This window comes from Zoogloea sp. (genome assembly GCF_028689785.1).
Lineage (GTDB): Bacteria > Pseudomonadota > Gammaproteobacteria > Burkholderiales > Rhodocyclaceae > Zoogloea.
Genome location: NZ_JAQVCN010000031.1, coordinates 1 through 18,293, shown reverse-complemented (window position 1 = coordinate 18,293; position 18,293 = coordinate 1). Strand labels below are relative to the sequence as shown.

The 18,293-nt window shown below is 68.5% G+C and carries 16 protein-coding genes and 2 riboswitches; of the genes, 14 read left to right on the top strand and 2 right to left on the bottom strand.

All coding sequences use genetic code 11. The features are described from left to right. Positions 1-24: 24 nt before the first annotated feature. On the top strand, positions 25-972 hold the full coding sequence (locus PHI64_RS14045) for a Tim44 domain-containing protein (protein WP_299883844.1): 948 nt from the start codon (positions 25-27) through the stop codon (positions 970-972). A gap of 99 nt (positions 973-1,071) precedes the next feature. On the opposite strand, the gene nhaR is transcribed toward PHI64_RS14045, so the two are convergent. Beyond that, a complete protein-coding gene (gene nhaR / locus PHI64_RS14040) occupies positions 1,072-2,010 on the bottom strand; it encodes a transcriptional activator NhaR (protein ID WP_299883842.1) in 939 nt (312 codons plus the stop codon). A gap of 123 nt (positions 2,011-2,133) precedes the next feature. Here nhaR and PHI64_RS14035 point away from each other — a divergent pair, with 123 nt between their 5' ends. Both PHI64_RS14035 and PHI64_RS14030 read left to right on the top strand, forming a co-directional pair. Beyond that, positions 2,134-2,490 carry an HPF/RaiA family ribosome-associated protein gene (locus tag PHI64_RS14035; RefSeq protein WP_299883840.1) on the top strand — a complete coding sequence of 119 codons (357 nt, stop codon included), beginning with the start codon at positions 2,134-2,136 and terminating at the stop codon, positions 2,488-2,490. Between the two features lie 103 nt (positions 2,491-2,593). Beyond that, positions 2,594-4,198, top strand: coding sequence for an NAD(P)/FAD-dependent oxidoreductase (locus PHI64_RS14030; protein ID WP_299883838.1), 1,605 nt, complete (start codon positions 2,594-2,596; stop codon positions 4,196-4,198). A 42-nt stretch (positions 4,199-4,240) separates the two neighbouring features. Here PHI64_RS14030 and PHI64_RS14025 read toward each other — a convergent pair whose 3' ends face one another. After that, the gene (locus PHI64_RS14025; RefSeq protein ID WP_299883836.1) at positions 4,241-5,236 is read right to left on the bottom strand and encodes a hypothetical protein; all 996 of its coding nucleotides are present in this window, start codon (positions 5,234-5,236) and stop codon (positions 4,241-4,243) included. A gap of 169 nt (positions 5,237-5,405) precedes the next feature. Beyond that, positions 5,406-5,629: riboswitch (cobalamin riboswitch) on the top strand. A gap of 131 nt (positions 5,630-5,760) precedes the next feature. Between PHI64_RS14025 and PHI64_RS14020 the strand changes: the two genes are divergently transcribed. The 11 genes from PHI64_RS14020 to PHI64_RS13970 form a co-directional block, all read left to right on the top strand. Continuing rightward, entirely contained in the window at positions 5,761-10,143 is a 4,383-nt protein-coding gene (locus PHI64_RS14020; protein ID WP_299883834.1) for a cobaltochelatase subunit CobN, read from the top strand. 7 nt (positions 10,144-10,150) lie between these two features. Continuing rightward, complete coding sequence (locus tag PHI64_RS14015; protein ID WP_299883832.1) at positions 10,151-10,594, top strand: MotA/TolQ/ExbB proton channel family protein; 444 nt, start codon at positions 10,151-10,153, stop codon at positions 10,592-10,594. Further along, complete coding sequence (locus PHI64_RS14010) at positions 10,591-10,926, top strand: hypothetical protein (RefSeq protein WP_299883830.1); 336 nt, start codon at positions 10,591-10,593, stop codon at positions 10,924-10,926. Before PHI64_RS14015 ends, PHI64_RS14010 begins: the two co-directional genes overlap by 4 nt. A 57-nt stretch (positions 10,927-10,983) precedes the next feature. Next, a riboswitch (cobalamin riboswitch) is annotated at positions 10,984-11,204 on the top strand. A 207-nt stretch (positions 11,205-11,411) separates the two neighbouring features. Continuing rightward, the gene (locus PHI64_RS14005) at positions 11,412-12,038 is read left to right on the top strand and encodes an energy-coupling factor ABC transporter permease (RefSeq protein ID WP_299883828.1); all 627 of its coding nucleotides are present in this window, start codon (positions 11,412-11,414) and stop codon (positions 12,036-12,038) included. A gap of 3 nt (positions 12,039-12,041) precedes the next feature. After that, the gene (cobM, locus tag PHI64_RS14000; protein WP_299883826.1) at positions 12,042-12,842 is read left to right on the top strand and encodes a precorrin-4 C(11)-methyltransferase; all 801 of its coding nucleotides are present in this window, start codon (positions 12,042-12,044) and stop codon (positions 12,840-12,842) included. Then, positions 12,839-13,723, top strand: coding sequence for a sirohydrochlorin chelatase (locus tag PHI64_RS13995; protein ID WP_299883824.1), 885 nt, complete (start codon positions 12,839-12,841; stop codon positions 13,721-13,723). The genes cobM and PHI64_RS13995 overlap by 4 nt, the downstream gene beginning before the upstream one ends. Positions 13,724-13,730: 7 nt before the next feature. Next, positions 13,731-14,408, top strand: a complete 678-nt coding sequence (locus tag PHI64_RS13990; protein WP_299883822.1) for a precorrin-8X methylmutase — start codon at positions 13,731-13,733, stop codon at positions 14,406-14,408. An 8-nt stretch (positions 14,409-14,416) separates the two neighbouring features. Beyond that, positions 14,417-15,568 carry a cobalt-precorrin-5B (C(1))-methyltransferase gene (locus PHI64_RS13985; RefSeq protein WP_299883821.1) on the top strand — a complete coding sequence of 384 codons (1,152 nt, stop codon included), beginning with the start codon at positions 14,417-14,419 and terminating at the stop codon, positions 15,566-15,568. Next, the gene (gene cbiE / locus PHI64_RS13980; RefSeq protein ID WP_299883819.1) at positions 15,555-16,844 is read left to right on the top strand and encodes a precorrin-6y C5,15-methyltransferase (decarboxylating) subunit CbiE; all 1,290 of its coding nucleotides are present in this window, start codon (positions 15,555-15,557) and stop codon (positions 16,842-16,844) included. The genes PHI64_RS13985 and cbiE overlap by 14 nt, the downstream gene beginning before the upstream one ends. After that, positions 16,841-17,653: a precorrin-2 C(20)-methyltransferase gene (gene cobI, locus PHI64_RS13975; protein WP_299883817.1), complete on the top strand. Its 813-nt coding sequence runs from the start codon at positions 16,841-16,843 to the stop codon at positions 17,651-17,653. Before cbiE ends, cobI begins: the two co-directional genes overlap by 4 nt. Continuing rightward, the coding region (locus tag PHI64_RS13970) for a cobalamin biosynthesis central domain-containing protein (protein WP_299883815.1) at positions 17,650-18,293 on the top strand (644 nt) is incomplete at its 3' end. The genes cobI and PHI64_RS13970, both read left to right, overlap by 4 nt.

The window sequence follows — 18,293 nt, the reverse complement described above, 5'->3', positions numbered from 1 at the left end:
ATCCCCCAACTACAGGAGACACGAATGAAATCCTTTGCCCTGATGGGCGCCGCCTTGGCGCTGGGCCTGACCCTCGTTGCCGGCGATGCCGATGCCGCCAAGCGTTTCGGTGGTGGCAAATCGTCGGGCATGCAACGCCAGGAGCTGAGCCAACCCAAGGCCCCCACCGCCACCCCAGCCACCCCGGCCCAACAGCCTGGCGCGGCCGCTGCCCCAGCCCGTTCCCAGGCCGCAGCCGCGGCCCCCGCGGCCCAGCCCAAGCGTTCCTGGATGGGCCCCCTGGCCGGCCTGGCCGCTGGTATCGGTCTGGCCGCCCTGGCTTCCCACTTGGGGTTCGGTGAAGAGCTCGCCTCCATGATGATGATGGCCCTGATCGCCTTTGCCGTGATCGCCGTGATCGGCTTCTTCCTGCGCAAGCGCGCCGCCGCCAACCAGCCGGCCCTGGCCGGTGCGGGCGCCGGTGGCATGCAGTACACCGCCAACCAGGGTACTTACGACAAGGCACCGTCGTCCACCGCCACCCCGGCTTTCGGTGGTGCTGCAGCCCCCGTGGCAGCGACAACTGCGGCGGCTGCCACCACGGCAGCTGTCGGCAACATCCCGGCCGACTTTGACGCCGACGCCTTCGTGCGTAACGCCAAGGTCAACTTCATCCGCCTGCAGGCCGCCAATGACGCCCGCAATCTGGACGATATTCGCGAGTACACCACGCCCGAGATGTTCGCCGAGATCAAGATGAACTGGATGGATGACGGCGCCGCCGGTCAGAAGACCGACGTGGTGTCCCTCAACGCCGAGGTCATCGATGTGAGCGAGGAAGCAGAGCGCTACATCGTCAGCGTCCGCTTCACCGGCCTGCTGCGCGAAGAAACCAACGCCGCCCCCGAAGGCATCGACGAAGTCTGGCACCTCACCAAGCCCCGCAGCGGCAACAACGGCTGGCTGGTGGCCGGCATTCAACAGAACGGCTGAGCTCCCGGCGGCTGCGCCGCCCGATCCGACTCTGGCAGTACCCCCTAGCCCCTGCACGAGGCCCTCTCGTAGCAGGGGTCTTTTTTTGCCCGGCAGGCCTCAGGCAGACCCGCCCGGGGGCCCTTCAGATGGCCTCATCCCCCCCTCCATAGTGCCCAGACCGGCCTTGGCCGCGTCGGAGATGGCCAGCACGCAAGGGTGGGTCAGACGGCGCTCCACCGAGATCGCGTAATACTCGATGCGAACCTCCTCGGCACGGCCCAGCACCACTAGATCACCGCTGGCCAGGGTTTCCTGCTCGATGGCCGTCGGCACCACAAAGGCCCCCACGCCGGCACACCCGAAGGCCGTCATCAAGGCCGTGTCGTCGAACTCTCCGGCGATGCGCGGCCGCAGCCGCTTACGATCGAGCCAATCCTCGAACTTGCGGCGAATCGCCGAATCCTCACCAGGCAGCAAGGTTGGAAGGGTGCCCATGCAGGCAGGGAAGTCAGTGCTCTGCCCCGCCAGCAGAGACCGGGCTGCGACGAAGCTCAGACCCGACTCTCCCAACCGATGGTTGTAGGCGCGCACATCCACCGATGGCGGGATGGGGGAGTCGGCAATCACCAGATCCAGTTTGTGGATGGCCAACTCGGTGAGCAGACGGTCGAGCCGCCATTCCCGGCAGATGATGCGCACCGGATCAGCCGGGTCCACCGCCGGACGGAGCAGGCGGTAGGCGATCGACTTGGGCACCGCATCCGACACCCCCACCCGGAACTCCACCGGACGCCCCTTGGGATAGTGGCGCAGGGCCTGCTCCAGCTCGGCGCTGAGGGAGAACATCTCATCCGCATACTCCATGGCCAGCCGCCCGGCGGGGGTCAGCTCAAGGGCGCGACCATCCCGAGCGAACAATTGGGTATCCAGGCTGTCTTCCAGAAGGCGGATCTGACCACTGATGGTCTGGGGCGTCACATGAAGGGCCTCGCCAGCCTTCACCACACCGCCACTGCGAGCCGTTTTCCAAAAATAGAAGAGATGCTTGAGGTTCATCCAGGGCTCCCGGGGGAAGATGTAACACTTCGAATATATCGAAACAATACTTCATGTAATGCGACTTTACCTGATTGATTGATACCAATATAGTAAGCACTTCGATACACACAGGAGACGAAAATGGAAGTCCAGATCAAGGCCCGCGGCCTGCCGGCCGCCAAGAACCTGCGCAATCACGCCAGCCGTCGTATCCGTACCGCCCTCGGCCGCTTCGGCCACGCGGTCCAGAGCGTCACCGTTCGCCTCTCCGACATCAATGGCCCCCGCGGCGGTGCTGACAAGCTGTGCCGGATCGTCATCCAGATGAAGAACCGCTCCCTCGTGATGGAAGAGCTCGGCGACGACATGCGCCGGGTCATCGACCGCCTCACCGAGCGTGTCCAGTACAACGTGGCCCGGCAGATGGAGAAGCTCGCACGGGTCAACCGCCAGATGCTGATGATCGCCGAACCAGAGCTGGTGCCCATCAAGGCCTGATGCCATGATCCGATCACCGGGAGGGCTCACCGCCCCCGGTGATTCCGGCTAGAATCGCAGCCCGAACGCCATCTGCGGGGCCAACTGCCCCGCCATGACTGCCATGCTGCGAATTTCCGAACTCCGCCTGCCCCTCGACCATCCGGCCGATGACCTCCCCGCCGCCATCATTCAGCGTTTGGGCATTCCTGCCGATGCGCTGACTGGCTTCAAGGTTCACAAGCGCAGCTACGATGCCCGCAAGAACGTCCGCCTCAGCTTCATCTACATCATCGATGCCGAGGTAAAAAACGAATCCGCGGTGCTCAAGCGCTTTGCCGGCGACATGCATGTGAAGCCGACGCCCGACATGGAGTATCACTTTGTCGGCAAGGCCCCGCCAGGCTTCAGCGAACGTCCGGTGGTCATCGGCTTCGGCCCCTGCGGCATCTTTGCCGCCCTCATCCTCGCCCAGGCCGGCTTCCGGCCCATCGTGCTGGAGCGCGGCAAGGCCGTGCGCGAACGCACCCAGGACACCTGGGGGCTGTGGCGCAAGCACACGCTCAACCCCGAATCCAACGTGCAGTTTGGCGAAGGCGGCGCCGGCACCTTCTCCGACGGCAAGCTCTACAGCCAGATCAAGGACCCGAAGCACTACGGCCGCAAGGTGCTCACCGAGTTCGTCAAGGCCGGCGCGCCACCTGAAATCCTCTATGTGGCCAAGCCTCATATCGGCACCTTCCGGCTGGTGGGCATGGTCGAAGCCATGCGCGCCGAGATCGAGCAACTGGGCGGCGAAATCCGCTTTCAGCAGCGGGTCACCGACGTCCTGATCGAGGACGGCCAGGTGCTTGGTGTCAGCACCGCCAGTGGAGAGGAGATCCGCAGCAAGCACGTGGTACTGGCCCTTGGCCACAGCGCCCGGGACACCTTCGAGATGCTGCACGAGCGCGGCGTGTTCATGGAAGCCAAGCCCTTCTCGGTGGGCTTCCGCATCGAACACCCCCAGAGCCTCATCGACAAGGCACGCCTCGGCCCCCACGCCGGCCACCCGGAGCTGGGCGCGGCCGACTACAAGCTGGTGCATCACGCATCCAATGGCCGCGCGGTGTACAGCTTCTGCATGTGCCCCGGCGGCACCGTGGTGGCCGCCACCTCGGAACCGAACCGGGTAGTCACCAACGGCATGAGCCAGTACTCCCGCAACGAGCGCAACGCCAACGCCGGCATTGTGGTGAGCATCACCCCGGACGACTACCCTGGCGGCCCCCTGGCCGGGATCGCCTTCCAGCGCGAGCTGGAAAGCCGTGCCTTCGTGCTCGGCGGCAGCACCTATGAGGCACCGGGCCAGCTGGTCGGGGACTTCCTGAAAGGCAAGGCCTCGACGGCCCTGGGGAATGTGGAGCCCTCCTACAAGCCGGGGGTGAAGCTGGGCGATCTGTCCACTGCCCTCCCCGACTACGCCATCAGCGCCCTGCGTGAAGCCCTGCCGGCTTTCGACCGGCAGATCCGCGGCTTCAACATGTACGACGCGGTGCTGACAGGTGTGGAGACCCGCACGTCGTCGCCCCTGCGCATCACCCGCGGGGAAAACTGTCAGAGTCTCAATGTGAAGGGGCTCTATCCGGCAGGTGAAGGGGCCGGTTACGCGGGCGGCATCTTGTCAGCCGGCGTGGATGGTATCCGGGTTGCCGAAGCCCTTACAGCCAGCCTGCTGGGCCAGGGCTAACCACAGCGGACCACTCCCCGGGGCCGCAAGGCTCCGCAGTGCTCAGCGGGCCAGACAGGAGCGGAAACGGTTTTCCCGGCCCAGCACCAGGCGCCCGAACTCGTCGAGCAGGCTCGGGCAGATGGCCTCGGGCTTGAGGGTGAAGGTGACGAACCCAAGGCGCTCAAGATTGCGGGACTCCACCACCACTTCACCCTTCTCGAAATCTGCCCGCCACACCACCTGCACGCTGATCTCGTCGGCCACGGTAAACAGCGCCGACTCCAGTTCGCGCATGCGGTTGCGACGCTCCTGGCATTCGAATTTAAGCCCCAGGTCGAAGAGCATCTGGCGCAGCCGTTCGACTGCCCCTCCGGCGCGCTCCAGGCTGCGCTGCCCCGGCCCGTGCAGGGTGTAGCCCATGCTCACGCGCTCGATGTTGCCGCCCTCACCGGTCGAACAGGTCCGAAAATCGGCATAGCCCTCCTGCCAGGACAGGTTGCGAATGGGATCGTCGGAATCGAGAAGGTAGTAGTTGCGCCCCACCTGGGGCTTCAGGAAGTTCAGTTGCGTGCTGAGATCCCGGCAGTAGTCAAACACAGCGCGCAGCGAACGATCCAGACCCTCGCGCAGCCGTTCCGCCTCCTGGGAGGCGATGCTGGCACCACGCTGACGCTGGGCGACTTCATCGCGCAACTGCTCAAGCACCCCACCACTCAGTACAGACCGGGCCGCGGGCTCGGGTGCCGGGAGCTGCGCCTCGGATGCACCCACATCAGAAACAGCCGGCGTACGCAGCCCACTGACTTCAGGAAAACCCAGATCCCGGGCCGCACCGGAAAAATCCGCCTGTGTTCTGCGAATGCCGGTGTAACGGGCATCAATCTGCTGTACCCGCCGGCGCGCCGCCTCAATGTCGAAAGACGCGATATCCGCCAGCAATGCCGCCGCATCAGCATCCAGGCTCGACGCGTCACTGTCCGCCGCCGGAGCCCCGGGCAGAGCCGGATGCTGGGGGTCAGTGAGGTCGGGCGGGGTGGCAGAAGGCTTGAAAGGCACGGCGGTAATCAAGGCGAGAAAAGGGCGGACGAAAACCCGTGCATCAAGAACGCGAGACGCGAGCGGGAGACCAGCGGAACAATGACGTTATTGTAATGAACTATCTGCGCTTGGGAACCCGTCTCACCGCAGCGGCGCCTGGACTTGCAGTGCGACGGGGGCGGCGGTTAGACTCCGCGGCATTTCGGGTGCCGACCCCGCGTCTGCGGGCAAGGTGAAACGGGAAGTCCGGTGACCTCCGCGAGTATTGGCTCGCCGGGCATTCCGGCGCAGTCCCCGCTGCTGTAAGCCTGACGCCACCTCCACACACACCACTGGGCTTTTGGCCCGGGAAGGTCGGAGCGGGTTGAATGAAGGCGAGCCAGAAGACCGGCCCGACAACACTGGTTCAGCTGTGCCCCGGGGTGTGGGAGTGGCGAGCGAAACGTCGGCCTTCCCGCGCACTCCTTCATTCTCAGCGCCCGCCCAGCGACTTCGTATCGTCCCCTCGCTCCACGGCCAGCCCGATGGCACGCGGAGGCGCAATGGCAGTACGCAGATCGATTCACCGGATGTTCACCCACGGCAGCGGGTTGCTGGCAGCCCTCGCCGCCGTCGGCAGTGCGCACGCCGCCACCCTGTTCGGCGTCGTCACCGACCGCGCCGCGCCCCAGGCTGTCGAGGCCGCCCACCAGCACCTCGCCCGCAACCCCCGCGACCGCATCCTGCTGCGCACCCCGGCCCAGATCCAGGCGGCCAGCGACCGGCAATTGCGCCAATGGCTCGACGCCGATTCCGTACTGACCGTCTCGGCCTTTGGCGACCCGGCGCGGCGCCTCATCGAGGCCATACCCGCCAGCCGTGCCAGCACCGTACTGGCCATCAACGGCGAACAACGCCTCAACCTGCTGAGCCGCTCGAAGGCGGGTGCGCTGGGCAGCTTTCCCGCTGAGACCCTGCGCCAGCTGACCGCAGAAAGCCCTCCCCGAGAGGCCCTCGCCGCCGCAGCAGCGGCACCGGCGGCCCAGCAGTGGTTCGACGCCCGGCGCACCTGGCAGGCCGGTGGCAGCGACAACCTGGGCAGGCTGTTCAAGCACCTGCTGGCCGGCAGCCCCCTGCCCCCACCCCGGGCCGAGGCCAGCCTGCGCCTGCGCGTCGGAACTGTCGAACGCGTCGATGCCGACGCCTGGAACGCCCATCTGCTGCCCGCCGGCCCGGCCCTGGCCGTGCTGGACCTGTCCAACATCGAATCCGGCACGGCCGCCGCCATCTGCGCCGAATCCCGCCGCCAGAATCTGCCCTGCGCCGAAGTCCTGACCCGCTGGGGAGGCAGCTCCCGGGAGGCCATCGAGGGCCTGCCCGCCCTGCTCGCCCCGGCCCGTCCGGCCGCCCTGGTGGTGCTCCAGGACTTCGTCATCGGCGCCGCCGAAAACCGGGAGGCCGTCACCGAGGCGCTCCAGCGACTCGACATCCCGGTCATCAAGGCCATCCGCCTTACCGAACGCAGCGCTACCCAGTGGCGCCTGTCGCCGGAAGGGCTGCCGGTGGATTCCGTGCAATACCGGGTGGCCCTGCCGGAGCTCCAGGGCATCGGCCAACCCATCGTGGTGTCCGCCGTGGGTGCCGGCCGCATCGACCCCGTCACTGGCGTCGAGCTGCGCCGCACCGAGCCCATCCCCGTCGAGATCAGCCGCCTGGTGTCTCGCGCGGCCCGCTGGCAGCAGCTCCAGGCCAAGGCCCGGGCCGACAAGCGCCTGGCCATCATCTACTACAACCACCCGCCCGGCCGGCAGAACATCGGCGCCGACAACCTGGACGTGCCCGCCTCCCTGTTCGGCATCCTGCTGCGGCTGAAGGCCGAGGGCTACGACACCGGCGAGCTGCCGGCCACCCCCGAAGCGCTGCTCGACCGCATCATGGCCCACGGGGTCAACCTGCCCGAAGACAAGACCGCCCTGCGCGAGCTGGCCGGCGAGGTGGAAGGCCTCAGTGCCGCCGACTACCGGCGCTGGTTTGCCGGGCTGCCGGAGCGCGTCCAGGGCGAAATGGTCTCCGGCCCCCTCGGCCGCCTTCACGCCGAAGTGCTGGAAGCCGAGCGTACCGGCGAACGCAGCCTCGGCCGCAAGCGTGTCGAGTCGGCGATGAAGGAACTCCACCACCTCGCCGAAGGCGCCGACCACCCCCGGCGGACCGAAGCCATTGCCGGGCTGAAGGCTCTCGAAGCCGGTTACCTGGCTTGCCTCGCGGATATTCCCCAGGGCACCTGCAGCCGCCATTCCGGCCTCACCTGGAAGATCGTCGGCTACGGCATCGAAGGCCTCAAGGGATGGGGACCAGCACCAGGCAAAGTAATGGTCAGCGATGGCAAGCTACTGGTACCCGGGCTCACCTTCGGCAAGATCTTTGTCGGTCCCCAGCCGCCCCGGGGCTGGGAGGTCGATGAAGAACTCCTCCACGCCAACACCAGCGTACCTCCCCCCCACCAGTTTCTGGGCTTCTATCACTGGATCCGCGACGTCTTCCGCGCCGATGCGGTGGTGCACCTGGGGCGTCACTCCACCTACGAGTTCCTGCCCGGCAAGGCGGTCGGTCTGACCGCCGACGACTACCCCAGCCTCATCGCCGCTGACCTGCCGGGCATCTACCCCTACATCGTCGACGGCGTCGGCGAGGGCATCCAGGCCAAACGCCGAGGCCTTGCCGTGATCGTCGACCATCTCACCCCGCCCCTCTCCGCCACCCCGCTCTACGACAAGCTGCTGGAATTGCGCCAGGTGGTGGAGAGCTTCGAGGCCGCCGGCAGCGAGAGCCTGAAACACCAGGCCGCCCGCCGCATGCGCGAACAGGTCGCCGCCCTCAACCTGCGGGCCGAGCTGGAAGCCTCGATGGCCGACGTACTGGAAGTGCGCGGCATCGGCTTCGAAGACGCCGACGACGACCTGCTGGCCCACGAAATCGGCCACTACCTCACCAAGTTGCAGGAGAAGTTCATGCCCCACGGCCTGCACATCTTCGGGCAGGACTGGAGCACCGAATCATTGAAGCTGATGGCCGACTCCATGAGCCAGGTGGCCGGCGGCTACGACGACACCATCGCCGACAAGCTCGCCGCCTCGCCACGCCTGGAAATGGAAGGCCTGCTGGCCGGCCTGGACGGCCGCTTCGTGGCCCCGGGCAAGGGCAACGACCCCCTGCGCTCGCCGGAAGCCCTGCCCACCGGGCGCAACTTCCACGCCGTTGATGGCGACCTGCTGCCCACCCGGCTGGGCTACGCCCTCGGCGCCCGCCTGGCAGAACAGGCCACCGCCCGCCCCCGCAAGGTCCAGGGCGATGCCGACAGCGACGCCGTCATCCTGTGGGCCTCCGACGCGGTGCGCGACGAAGGTGCCATGGTCGCCTTCTGCCTGTCGCTGCTCGGTGCCGAACCGGTGTGGAACGCCCGCGGCATTGTCAGCGACGTGCGCCTGCTCGACGACACACCCCGGCGCGATGTGATCGTCACCACCTCGGGCCTGTTCCGCGACCTCTACCCCAATCTGCTCAGGCTGATCGACCGGGCCGGCCGCCTGGCCCTGGCCGCCTCCGCCGGCATCATCGCCGAGCAGCACCCAGAACTGGGCACCGCTCTCGACGCCGCCCTCGCTCCCCTGGGCAGCAGCGTCGTCCGGGGGCAGCAGGCACTCACCGACAACATCGCCGCGGCCCGCTGGCTGGCCCGCACCAAGCAGCTCAGCCAGACTGGCCTCAATATCGCCGAAGCTGGCCGTAGCGCCGCCCTGCGCATCTTCGGCGACGCCCCGGGGAGCTACAGCGCCGGCGTCAATCGCCTGGCAGAACGCTCCGGTGCCTGGCGCGAGCGGGAAGAGCTGGGCCGCGTCTACCTCAACCGCCTGGGCCACGCCTATGGGCTCGACGCCAGCGGCGATGCCGCCCACCAGGCCTTCGAGACCGCCCTCTCCGGCGTGGCCCGCAGCTACCACGGCCGCGCCAGCAACCTGTATGGCCTGCTCGACAACAACGATGCTTTCGACTATCTGGGCGGCATGTCGGTGGCCATCGAGACCCTCACCGGGCGTCGCCCCGAAGGCCTGATCCTGCAACACGCCGACCCGGCTCACCCCGCCGTGGAGCCCCTGACCACCGCCCTGCTGTCAGAACTGCGCGGCCGCTACCTCAACCCGGAATGGCTCAAGCCCCTGATGAAGCACGGCTATGCCGGTGCCCGCACCATGGGCCAGGAGTTCCTGGAAAACCTGTGGGGCTGGCAGGTCACCCGACCAGACCTGATCCAGCAATGGGCCTGGGACGAGGTCAAAGAGACCTGGTTCGACGACCGGCACAAGCTGGGGCTGCCGCGCTTTCTTGCCCAGGGCCACAACGCCCATGTCAAGGCGCAGATGCTGGCCATCTTCATGGTCGCCGCCGAGAAGGGCTTCTGGCAGGCCGATGACGCCACCCTGAAGCAGATGGGCGGCGAACTGGCCCGGCTGGTGGCGAAGAACGGCCTGCCCGGCAGCGGCCACACCGCCCCCAACCATCCGATGTGGAACTGGCTCAAACCCCGCATCGACGCCGCCGACGCCGACGCCCTCGGGGTAGCCCTGGCCCGGGCCAAGGGTGAAGGGCTGTCTCCCGGCCCCATCGCGCCCACCACTGCCATGGCCGCCACGCCCCGACAACAGCGCCCCCGCCACGAGGCCGCGACACCCCGTCGCGACCAGGCTGCTGCGGCACCACAACCCACCGCCAACCCGGCCGCCGCTGCCCCCCCGGAAGCCGCCGAACGTCATTACGAACTCCATACCCGCCCGGCGCCGCTCGCCACCCCACACGCGCCACCGGTAGCTCTACTCACCCTTACCCCGCTGCTCTTCCTTCTCGGCCTCGCCTGGAGCCGCCGCGGCCCTTCAACCTCCACCCATGCCTGATCCCACCATGAACGACTTGCTCACCCTCGCCTGGCTCCACCAGGCCGTCACCTGGCTGCTGGCCCCCGTGCTGCTGGCCCTCATCGCCGCCTGCGCTATCGCCCTCGCCGAAGCGGGCCTGGCCACCGGCGAACGCCTGTGGGGCCTGCGCCGCCTCGCAGCCAGTGGCGACCTGCTGCTGATCCAGCGCGTCGCCCGCCACCGTCTGGAGCGGGCCGACCTGCTGGCCCGCATCCCGCCCATGCTAGGCCTGATGGCCACCATCATTCCCCTCGGACCGGGCCTCGCCGCCCTGGGTCAGGGCAACCCCTCGGAGCTGGCCAGCGCGGTCACCACCGCCTTCGACGCCACCGTGCTCGGGCTGGTGGCCGGCATCGGCGGGCTGGTGGTCGGCAAGCTGCGGCGGCGCTGGTACGAAGAGCTGCTGGAAAACCTGGAGGATGACGCATGAGCGCTGCCCGGCCACCCCGCAAACGCCTGCGCCTCTACTCGCGTCTGGATGCCCGCTTCGACGACCGGGACGAAGACCCCCGCGCCAGCTTGGTAAACCTGGTGGACGTGATGCTGGTCTTCGCCTGCGGCCTGCTCGCGGCCCTGGCGGCCAGCACCCAGGGTGCCCTGCCCCCGCCCAAGCCGGTGGACAAAGGCCGCGCCATCGAACGCCCTGCCGACGGCCAAGGTCAGGCCGGCGCTGGCATGGATCGGGTCGGCGAGGTCTTCCGCGACCCGAAGACCGGCCAGTTGATCCTCATCGAGCCCGGCCCGGCGCCCGCCCGCCCCTAGATCGCCGCCGCCTCCCCCGCCATGCAGAATGCTTGCACCGGAACGGTGCGAGCGGTTAGACTCCGCGCCGTCAAAGGTGCCGAGCCCGCTTCTGCGGGCAAGGTGAAACGGGAAGTCCGGTGACCTCGGTGAGCATGCTCTCCCCGAACATTCCGGCGCAGCCCCCGCTGCTGTAGGCCTGACAAATCTGCTCCACGCCACTGGGTGTCCGCCCCCGGGAAGGTGACAGATGAGGATGAAGGCGAGCCAGAAGACCGGCCTGTGACGAGTGGTGTGGTATTTGGCCCCGGGGTGTGGGCAGATCCGACCGATGGGCTTGCCCGCTCCGCTTCGTCCGATCCGTTCCCCGCCGTTTCCGGAACCCTTCCCGACCGCGTCAGCGCCTGCCCGGCCTCCCGGCCGCCGGTCCGTTTCCTGGTTTTCTTGCTTCTGCGCCCCCCGTCCTCATGCCCCACTTCGTTCAATTCAAACGAAGGAAAGCAAAGATGCACATCGAACCGGGGTACGTCGCCAGTGCCAAGATCCTCGCCGCCAACGCTGCCGCCATCGCCCTTCTCGGCAGTCAGTCGGTCCGCCTCCTCAAAGCGCCCACCCAGATCTTCCGCAGCCTGCTGGCCGCAGTCTTCTTCACCATCGCCATGCAGGCCTTCCATCTGCCGGTCGGGCCATCGGAGCTGCATTTCCTGGGGGCCATGCCGCTCTACCTGAGCCTCGGCTTCATCCCCACCCTGTTCGGCTTTGCCATGGGCCTCCTCGTCCAGGGCCTGTTCTTCAACCCGGTCGACCTTGCCCACCTGGGGGTTAACTTCCTGTCCCTGGCCCTGCCCCTGGTGCTCGTCCACGCCACCTTTGGCCAGCGCCTCGACACGATGAGCCTGCGCAGCATCATGAAGCTCGACGCGGCCTACTACACCGGCGTGACCCTGATGGTCGGCTTCTGGCTGGCCCTGAGCGACCTAGCCACGCCCCTGTCCGCCTGGGCGGCCTTCGCGGCGTCCTACGCCAGCATCGTCGCCGTTGAACCGGTGATCACCCTGCTCGTGCTGCGGGCCCTGGCCCGCCGCCAGGCCAGCGCCCCTCTGCGTCACGCCCTGCTGCCCCGGAGCGCCTGAGCCATGACCGGCAAGGTCTGGTTCGTGGGCGCCGGCCCCGGCGACCCGGAGCTGCTCACCCTCAAGGGCCAGCGCCTGCTGGCGTCGGCCGGCGCCGTGCTCTTTGCCGGCTCTCTGGTCAATCAGGCGGCCACCCTGTTCGCCCCGGCAGGCTGCGAGATCCGCGACTCCAAGGACATGACCCTGGAGGAGATGACCGCCTGGCTCCTCGACCAGGCCGCCCGCCACGCCTGCGTGGTGCGCCTGCAGACCGGCGATCCCGGCCTGTATGGCGCCCTGGTGGAGATGACCCGCCCCCTCACCGCCGCAGGCATCGACTGGGCGGTGGTTCCGGGCGTGTCGTCGGCCTTCGCCTCGGCCGCGGCCGCCGGCGAGACCCTGACCCTGCCGGAAGTCACCCAGACGGTGATCCTCACCCGCATGGCCGGGCGCACACCCATGCCCCCTGGCGAAGACCTGGAGGCCCTGGCCGCCCACGGCGCCACCCTATGCATCTTCCTGTCCATCACCCTGCTGCATGAAGTCCAGCGCGCCCTGCGCGCCGCCGGCTGGGCCGAGGACTCGCCCATTCTGGTGGTGCAGAAGGCCAGCTGGCCGGGCGAGGAGAAGATCGTCCGAGGCACCCTGGCCGACATCAAGCGACGCTGTCAGGCCGAAAAGATCGCCAGCCAGGCCATGATCATTGCCAGCCCGACGCTGGGCGCAGCCGACTGGCCGACCCTGGCCCGCTCCCGGCTCTACGACCCCGGCTTCAGCCACCGCTTCCGCAAGGCCACTGCCCCCGCCCCGGAGACCCCTGCATGAAACACACCACCCTCCTCCTCGTCGGCCACGGCTCGCGCAACCGCGCCGGTAACGCCGAGATTCAGGACTTCGCCACCGCCTGGCGGGCCCGCCACCCCGACTGGCGTATCGACGTGTGCTTCATCGAGCACGCCGAGATACTGGTACCCGCCGGCCTCGACCTGGCTGCCGCCGGCAGCCGGCGGGTCATCGTGCTGCCCTTCATCCTCAACGCCGCCGGCCACGTCAAGATGGAGCTGCCCGCGGCCATCGCCGCCGCCCGCCAGCGCCATCCTGCCGTCGAATTCGTGTGCACCCGCCACCTGGGCATGGGCAGGGAGATCCTCGCCGTGCTGCAGGCCCAGCTCGACCATCTGATGCAGTCCCTGGCCATGCCCGACCCCCAGACCACCGGGGTGATCCTGCTCGGCCGCGGCTCGTCCGACGCTGGCGCCAACGGCGAGCTGGCGCGCATGAGCCGCTGGCTCTTCGAGGACAACCATCATGAGCTGGTGGACCTGGCCTTCACCAGCGTCACCTGGCCGCGCCTGGAAACCGTCGTCCAGCGCCAGCTGCGCCTGGGCATGGGGCAGATCTGCATCGTCCCGGTATACCTGTTCACCGGCGTGTTGATGGAGCGCATCCAGGCCCAGGTGGCGCGCCTGCGCAGCCAGCACCCGCAAGCGGCCTTTGCCCTGGGCAGCCATTTCGGTTTCGACAAGGGGGTGTTCGACCTGCTCGACACCCGAGCCACCGAAGCCGGCAAGGCGGAGGGCGGGCTGCTCGAATGCGACGGCTGCAAGTATCGCCAGGCCGCCGAGGCCGAGCACCTCCACGACCACAGTCACACCGGCTGCGATCACCACCACCACGACCACCACGCCGGGCATGCCCACGCCTGAGTCCGCCATGACGACACCCAACACCGTCACCGAACAGCTCACTGCCGCCGGCCGGGCCATCGAGCACGACTCCTTCGCCATCATCGACCGGGAGGTGGGCCCCCACGCCTACCGCCCCGAACAATGGCCTCTGGTGCGGCGCATGATCCACGCCAACGCCGACTTCGAGTTCAACGGCCTCACCGCCTTTCACCCTGCCTCCATGAGCGCCGGGCTGGCTCGCATCCTGGCCGGCGACACGCCCCTGGTGGCCGACGTGGAGATGATCTGCGTCGGCCTGTCGGCACCCCGCCTGGCCCACTTCGGTATCCACACCCACCAGTTCATCTCCGACCCCGACGTGATCGCCGCCGCCCGGGCCGAGGACACCACCCGCGCCGTCCAGGCCATGCGCAAGGCCTGGCGCCAGGGCCTGCTCGACGGGGCCATCATCGGTATCGGCAACGCCCCCACGGCGCTGATCGAGGTGGTGCGCCTGATCCGCGAGGAAGGTCTGCGCCCGGCGTTGGTGATCGGCATGCCAGTCGGCTTCGTCGCCGCCGCCGAGTCCAAGGATCTGCTGATGGAGATCGACAGCGTGCCGTGGATCGCCATCCGTGGCCGCAAGGGCGGCTCGACCCTGGTGGTGGCGGCCGTCCACGCCCTCCTCGGTCTGGCGGAAGCCCACCAGCGCCCAGCAACGTGAGGATGGCGATGAGCGCAGGTCACACCCTCCCCGAGAAAGTCCGCAAGGGCGACCCCACGCGGGATCGCGGCAACCGCACGGGTTTTTCCACCGGCGCCAACTCGGCCGCCGCCGCGGCTGCCGCCACCCTCGGGCTGGTGCATGGTCGGGTGCCGGACGCAGTGGAATGCGTTCTGCCCAACACCCAGCGGGTGCGCTTCACCATCACCGACGGCTGGACCGATGGCAGCCGCGCCCGGGCCGTCAGCATCAAGGACGCCGGTGACGACCCCGACGCCACCCATGGCGCCCACCTCACCGCCGAGGTCGAGCGCCTGCCCGGGGCCGAAGGGCAGATCGTGCTGCGCGGCGGGCCCGGCGTGGGCACCGTCACCAAGCCCGGCCTGGGCCTGGATGTGGGCGGCCCAGCCATCAACCCGGTGCCCCGCCGCAACATCACCGACAACGTGCGCGCCGCCGGCGGCCCCATCCTCGCTACTGGCGACGGCATCGCGGTGACCATCTCGGTGCCTGGCGGTGACGTGATGGCCACCAAGACCCTCAACGCCCGGCTGGGCATCCTGGGGGGCATCTCCATCCTGGGCACCACCGGCATCGTGCGCCCCTACTCCACTGCAGCCTTCCGGGCCAGCGTGGTGCAAGCGGTGGACGTGGCCGCCAACCAGGGCCAGACCAGCGTGGTGTTCACCACCGGCGGGCGCACCGAAAAATGCGCCATGCGCTGTTTCCCCGAACTGGACGAGGCCTGCTTCGTACAGATGGGCGACTTTGTGAAGGCCGCCTTCCAGACCGCAGTGAAGCAGGGCATGCAGCGCATCATCGTCGGCGCCATGGTGGGCAAGCTCACCAAAATCGCCCAAGGCCTGTCGGTCACCCACGCCTGGCGCGAGGAGGTGGACCGGGAGCTGATCGCCGCCGCCGCCGCCGAGGTGGGCGCACCGCCCGACCTGGTGGACGAGATCCGTGCCGCCGAAACAGCCCGCTTTGCCGCCGAACGCCTGGCCGAACTGAACCTGGCCGTGGCCTTTCACCGGGCCCTGGCCGAAAGGGCCATCCGCAGCCTGCGCCAACGCTACCCCGGCCCCCACCGCCTCAGCGTACTGGCCTGCAATTTCGAAGGCGTCCCCATTGTCACCGTGGAAGAACATGAACTCGCCTGAACCCTGCCAGCTCATCGGCATCCTCGACGACGGCTGGGCCGGCCTGGGCGAAGCCGCCCGCGCCCGCCTGACCGGATGTGATCTGTTAATCGGCGCCCGCCGCACGCTTGAGCTCGTTGCCCCCCACCTCCCCTCCCAGGTGGAACAACGAGTGATGGACGGCCTCCTTGGCCGTGTCCCCGAGTGGGTCCGTGCGGCGCGGAGCGCCGGCCAATCCTGCGCCGTACTCGCCACCGGCGACCCCCTGTGTCACGGTATCGCCAGCTTCCTGGCCGGCAAGCTGGGTACTGCGGCCATCGCCGTGCATCCGGCCCCCTCCACCCTGCAGCTGGCCTTCGCCCGCCTCGGCCAGAGCTGGCAGGGTGCCACCATCGTCTCGGTGCACGGCCACGACGCTGGCGAATGGCAACCGGGCGCAGGCCCAGATCACGGCCTCTACCCCCTGATGCGCGCCGCCTCGCAGCAGCACCTCATCGGCGCCTTCACCAGCCCCGCCAACAGCCCCGACCGCATTGCCCGGGCACTGATCAGCGCCGGCCTGGGCGACGACTTCCGCATGTCGGTCGCGGCCCGCCTGGCCTTGCCCGACGAGGTGGTGCACGCCGACCTGCCCCTGGCCGAGGCCGCCAGCCGAAACTTTGCCGACCCCAACATCGTCGTGCTGACGCGCGTCGGCCCGCCCGAGCGCCGCGCCACCTTTGGCTTCGACGACGCCGACTTCATCCAGCGCGCCCCCGAAAAAGGCCTGATCACCAAGCAGGAAGCCCGCGCCCTGTCCCTGGCCAAGCTGGGCCTGTGCCCCGACAGTCTGGTGTGGGACATCGGCGCCGGGTCCGGTTCGGTGGGGCTGGAGGCCGCCCGCCTCGCCCACAACGGCCATGTGTGGGCCATCGAGAAAAACGCCGGCGATGCCGCCAACGCCCGCGCCAACGCCCTGCGTCTGCGGGCCACCAACTACACCCTGGTCGAGGGCAAGGCCCCTGCCGGCCTCGACACCTGGCCCGACCCCGACGCCGTCTTCATCGGTGGCTCGGGCGGCGAGCTGGCCGGGCTGATCCGCCTGATCCTCGGCCGCCTGCGCCCGGGCGGCCGGCTGGTGATGAACTTCGTGACCCTGGAGAACCTCGCCACCGCCACCGCCACCCTGGCCGAGGCTGGCGCAAGCTGGGACGTGGTCCAGCTCCAGGCCGCCCGCAGCCAGCCCATCCTCGACATGCACCGCCTCGCCGCCCAAAACCCGGTGTGGATCGTCTCTGCGACCAAGGAGAACCCATGAACACTCCGCCCCCCGGGCGCCTGATCGGCGCCTCCCTCGGCCCCGGCGACCCCGAGCTGATCACCCGCCGGGCCTGGGCCGCCCTGCAGTCAGGGGCGCGCTGGCTGTATCCGGTGAAAAAGGCCGAGGAGTCCTCCTACGCCCTGGGCATCGTCCAGCGCGGCGGGCTGGCCGTACCGGATGACGCCGAAGCACTGATCTTCCCGATGACCCGCGACCCGGCAGCCCTGGCCAAGGCCTGGGCCCGCGCCGCCAGCCGCACGGTGGAGCTCTTGCGGGAAGGGCGCGACCTGGTCTTCCTGGTCGAAGGCGATGCCTCCACCTTTGCCACCTTCGGCCACCTGGCCCGGGTGGTGCGCGAACTCGCCCCCGAGGTCGTCGTCGAGACCATCCCCGGCGTCAGTTCCTTCGCCGCCGCCGCAGCCACCACCGGCACAACTCTGGCCGAGGAGGACGAGACCTTCGCTGTCATCCCGGCCGCCTACGGGGTCCAACTGATCGACCACCTCCTCGACGAGTTCGACACCCTGGTGCTGCTCAAGGTCAAGCCGCTCCTCGACGAGGTGCTCGAACTGCTGGACCGGCGCCAACTGCTGGCCACCAGCTGCTTCGTCGAGAAGGTCGGCTCACCCGACGAACGCATCGTCCGCAACGTGGCGACCCTGGCTGGCGAAAAGGTGAACTATCTCTCGCTGCTACTCGTCCAGAACCCCAAACGGGTACGCGGCGAGCTGCGCCGGGGTTGCCGCAAGCGCCAGCCGGCCCTGACACCCGCCCCCGAAGCCCTCATCTCAGCGAGCCCCCGATGACCCAGCACCTGCCTTTCTCCCACGACCGCATCGCCGTCGTTTCCATCACCCGACACGGCATCGCCCTGGCCGGCCACGTGGTTGCCGCGCTGCCTGGCGCCCGGCTGTTCGCCCCCGAAAAATTCGCCGCCGAGGCCGCAGCCGCAGCCCCCGGCGCCCACGCCTGCTACGCCGGCAAGACCGCCGAGCAGATCCCCATCCTGTTCTCCAACTTTGACGGCATCGTTGCCATCGTATCCCTCGGTGCCATGGTGCGGCTGGTAGCACCCTACCTGGTCAAAAAGGAATCCGATCCCGGTGTAGTGGTGATTGACGAGGCCGGGCGCTTCGTCATTCCCATGCTGTCAGGCCACCTGGGCGGCGCCAACGCCCTCGCTGGCGTCCTGTCCCAGGCCCTCGACGCCACACCGGTGCTCACTACCGCGTCGGATGCCCGCCAAACCCTGGCGGTGGACCTGCTGGGCCGCGAACTGGGCTGGACCTTCGAGGCCAGCCACGATGAAATCGTCCGGGCCAGCGCCGCGGTGGTCAACGACGAGCCCATCGCCCTCATCCAGGAGGCCGGCAGCACCGACTGGTGGGCACGCCACGCCAATGGACGCAGCGGCCCGCTGCCCGCCAACATCCAGCGCTTCAGCCG

Coding starts and splice junctions, on each gene's coding strand:
- PHI64_RS14020 (WP_299883834.1), top strand. CDS start 5,761: ATGGCAGTACGCAGATCGATTCACCGGATGTTCACCCACGGCAGCGGG.
- cobM (WP_299883826.1), top strand. CDS start 12,042: ATGACCGGCAAGGTCTGGTTCGTGGGCGCCGGCCCCGGCGACCCGGAG.
- PHI64_RS13995 (WP_299883824.1), top strand. CDS start 12,839: ATGAAACACACCACCCTCCTCCTCGTCGGCCACGGCTCGCGCAACCGC.
- PHI64_RS13990 (WP_299883822.1), top strand. CDS start 13,731: ATGACGACACCCAACACCGTCACCGAACAGCTCACTGCCGCCGGCCGG.
- PHI64_RS14030 (WP_299883838.1), top strand. CDS start 2,594: ATGCTGCGAATTTCCGAACTCCGCCTGCCCCTCGACCATCCGGCCGAT.
- PHI64_RS14005 (WP_299883828.1), top strand. CDS start 11,412: ATGCACATCGAACCGGGGTACGTCGCCAGTGCCAAGATCCTCGCCGCC.
- nhaR (WP_299883842.1), bottom strand. CDS start 2,010: ATGAACCTCAAGCATCTCTTCTATTTTTGGAAAACGGCTCGCAGTGGC.
- cobI (WP_299883817.1), top strand. CDS start 16,841: ATGAACACTCCGCCCCCCGGGCGCCTGATCGGCGCCTCCCTCGGCCCC.
- cbiE (WP_299883819.1), top strand. CDS start 15,555: ATGAACTCGCCTGAACCCTGCCAGCTCATCGGCATCCTCGACGACGGC.
- PHI64_RS13985 (WP_299883821.1), top strand. CDS start 14,417: ATGAGCGCAGGTCACACCCTCCCCGAGAAAGTCCGCAAGGGCGACCCC.
- PHI64_RS14015 (WP_299883832.1), top strand. CDS start 10,151: ATGAACGACTTGCTCACCCTCGCCTGGCTCCACCAGGCCGTCACCTGG.
- PHI64_RS14045 (WP_299883844.1), top strand. CDS start 25: ATGAAATCCTTTGCCCTGATGGGCGCCGCCTTGGCGCTGGGCCTGACC.
- PHI64_RS14010 (WP_299883830.1), top strand. CDS start 10,591: ATGAGCGCTGCCCGGCCACCCCGCAAACGCCTGCGCCTCTACTCGCGT.
- PHI64_RS14035 (WP_299883840.1), top strand. CDS start 2,134: ATGGAAGTCCAGATCAAGGCCCGCGGCCTGCCGGCCGCCAAGAACCTG.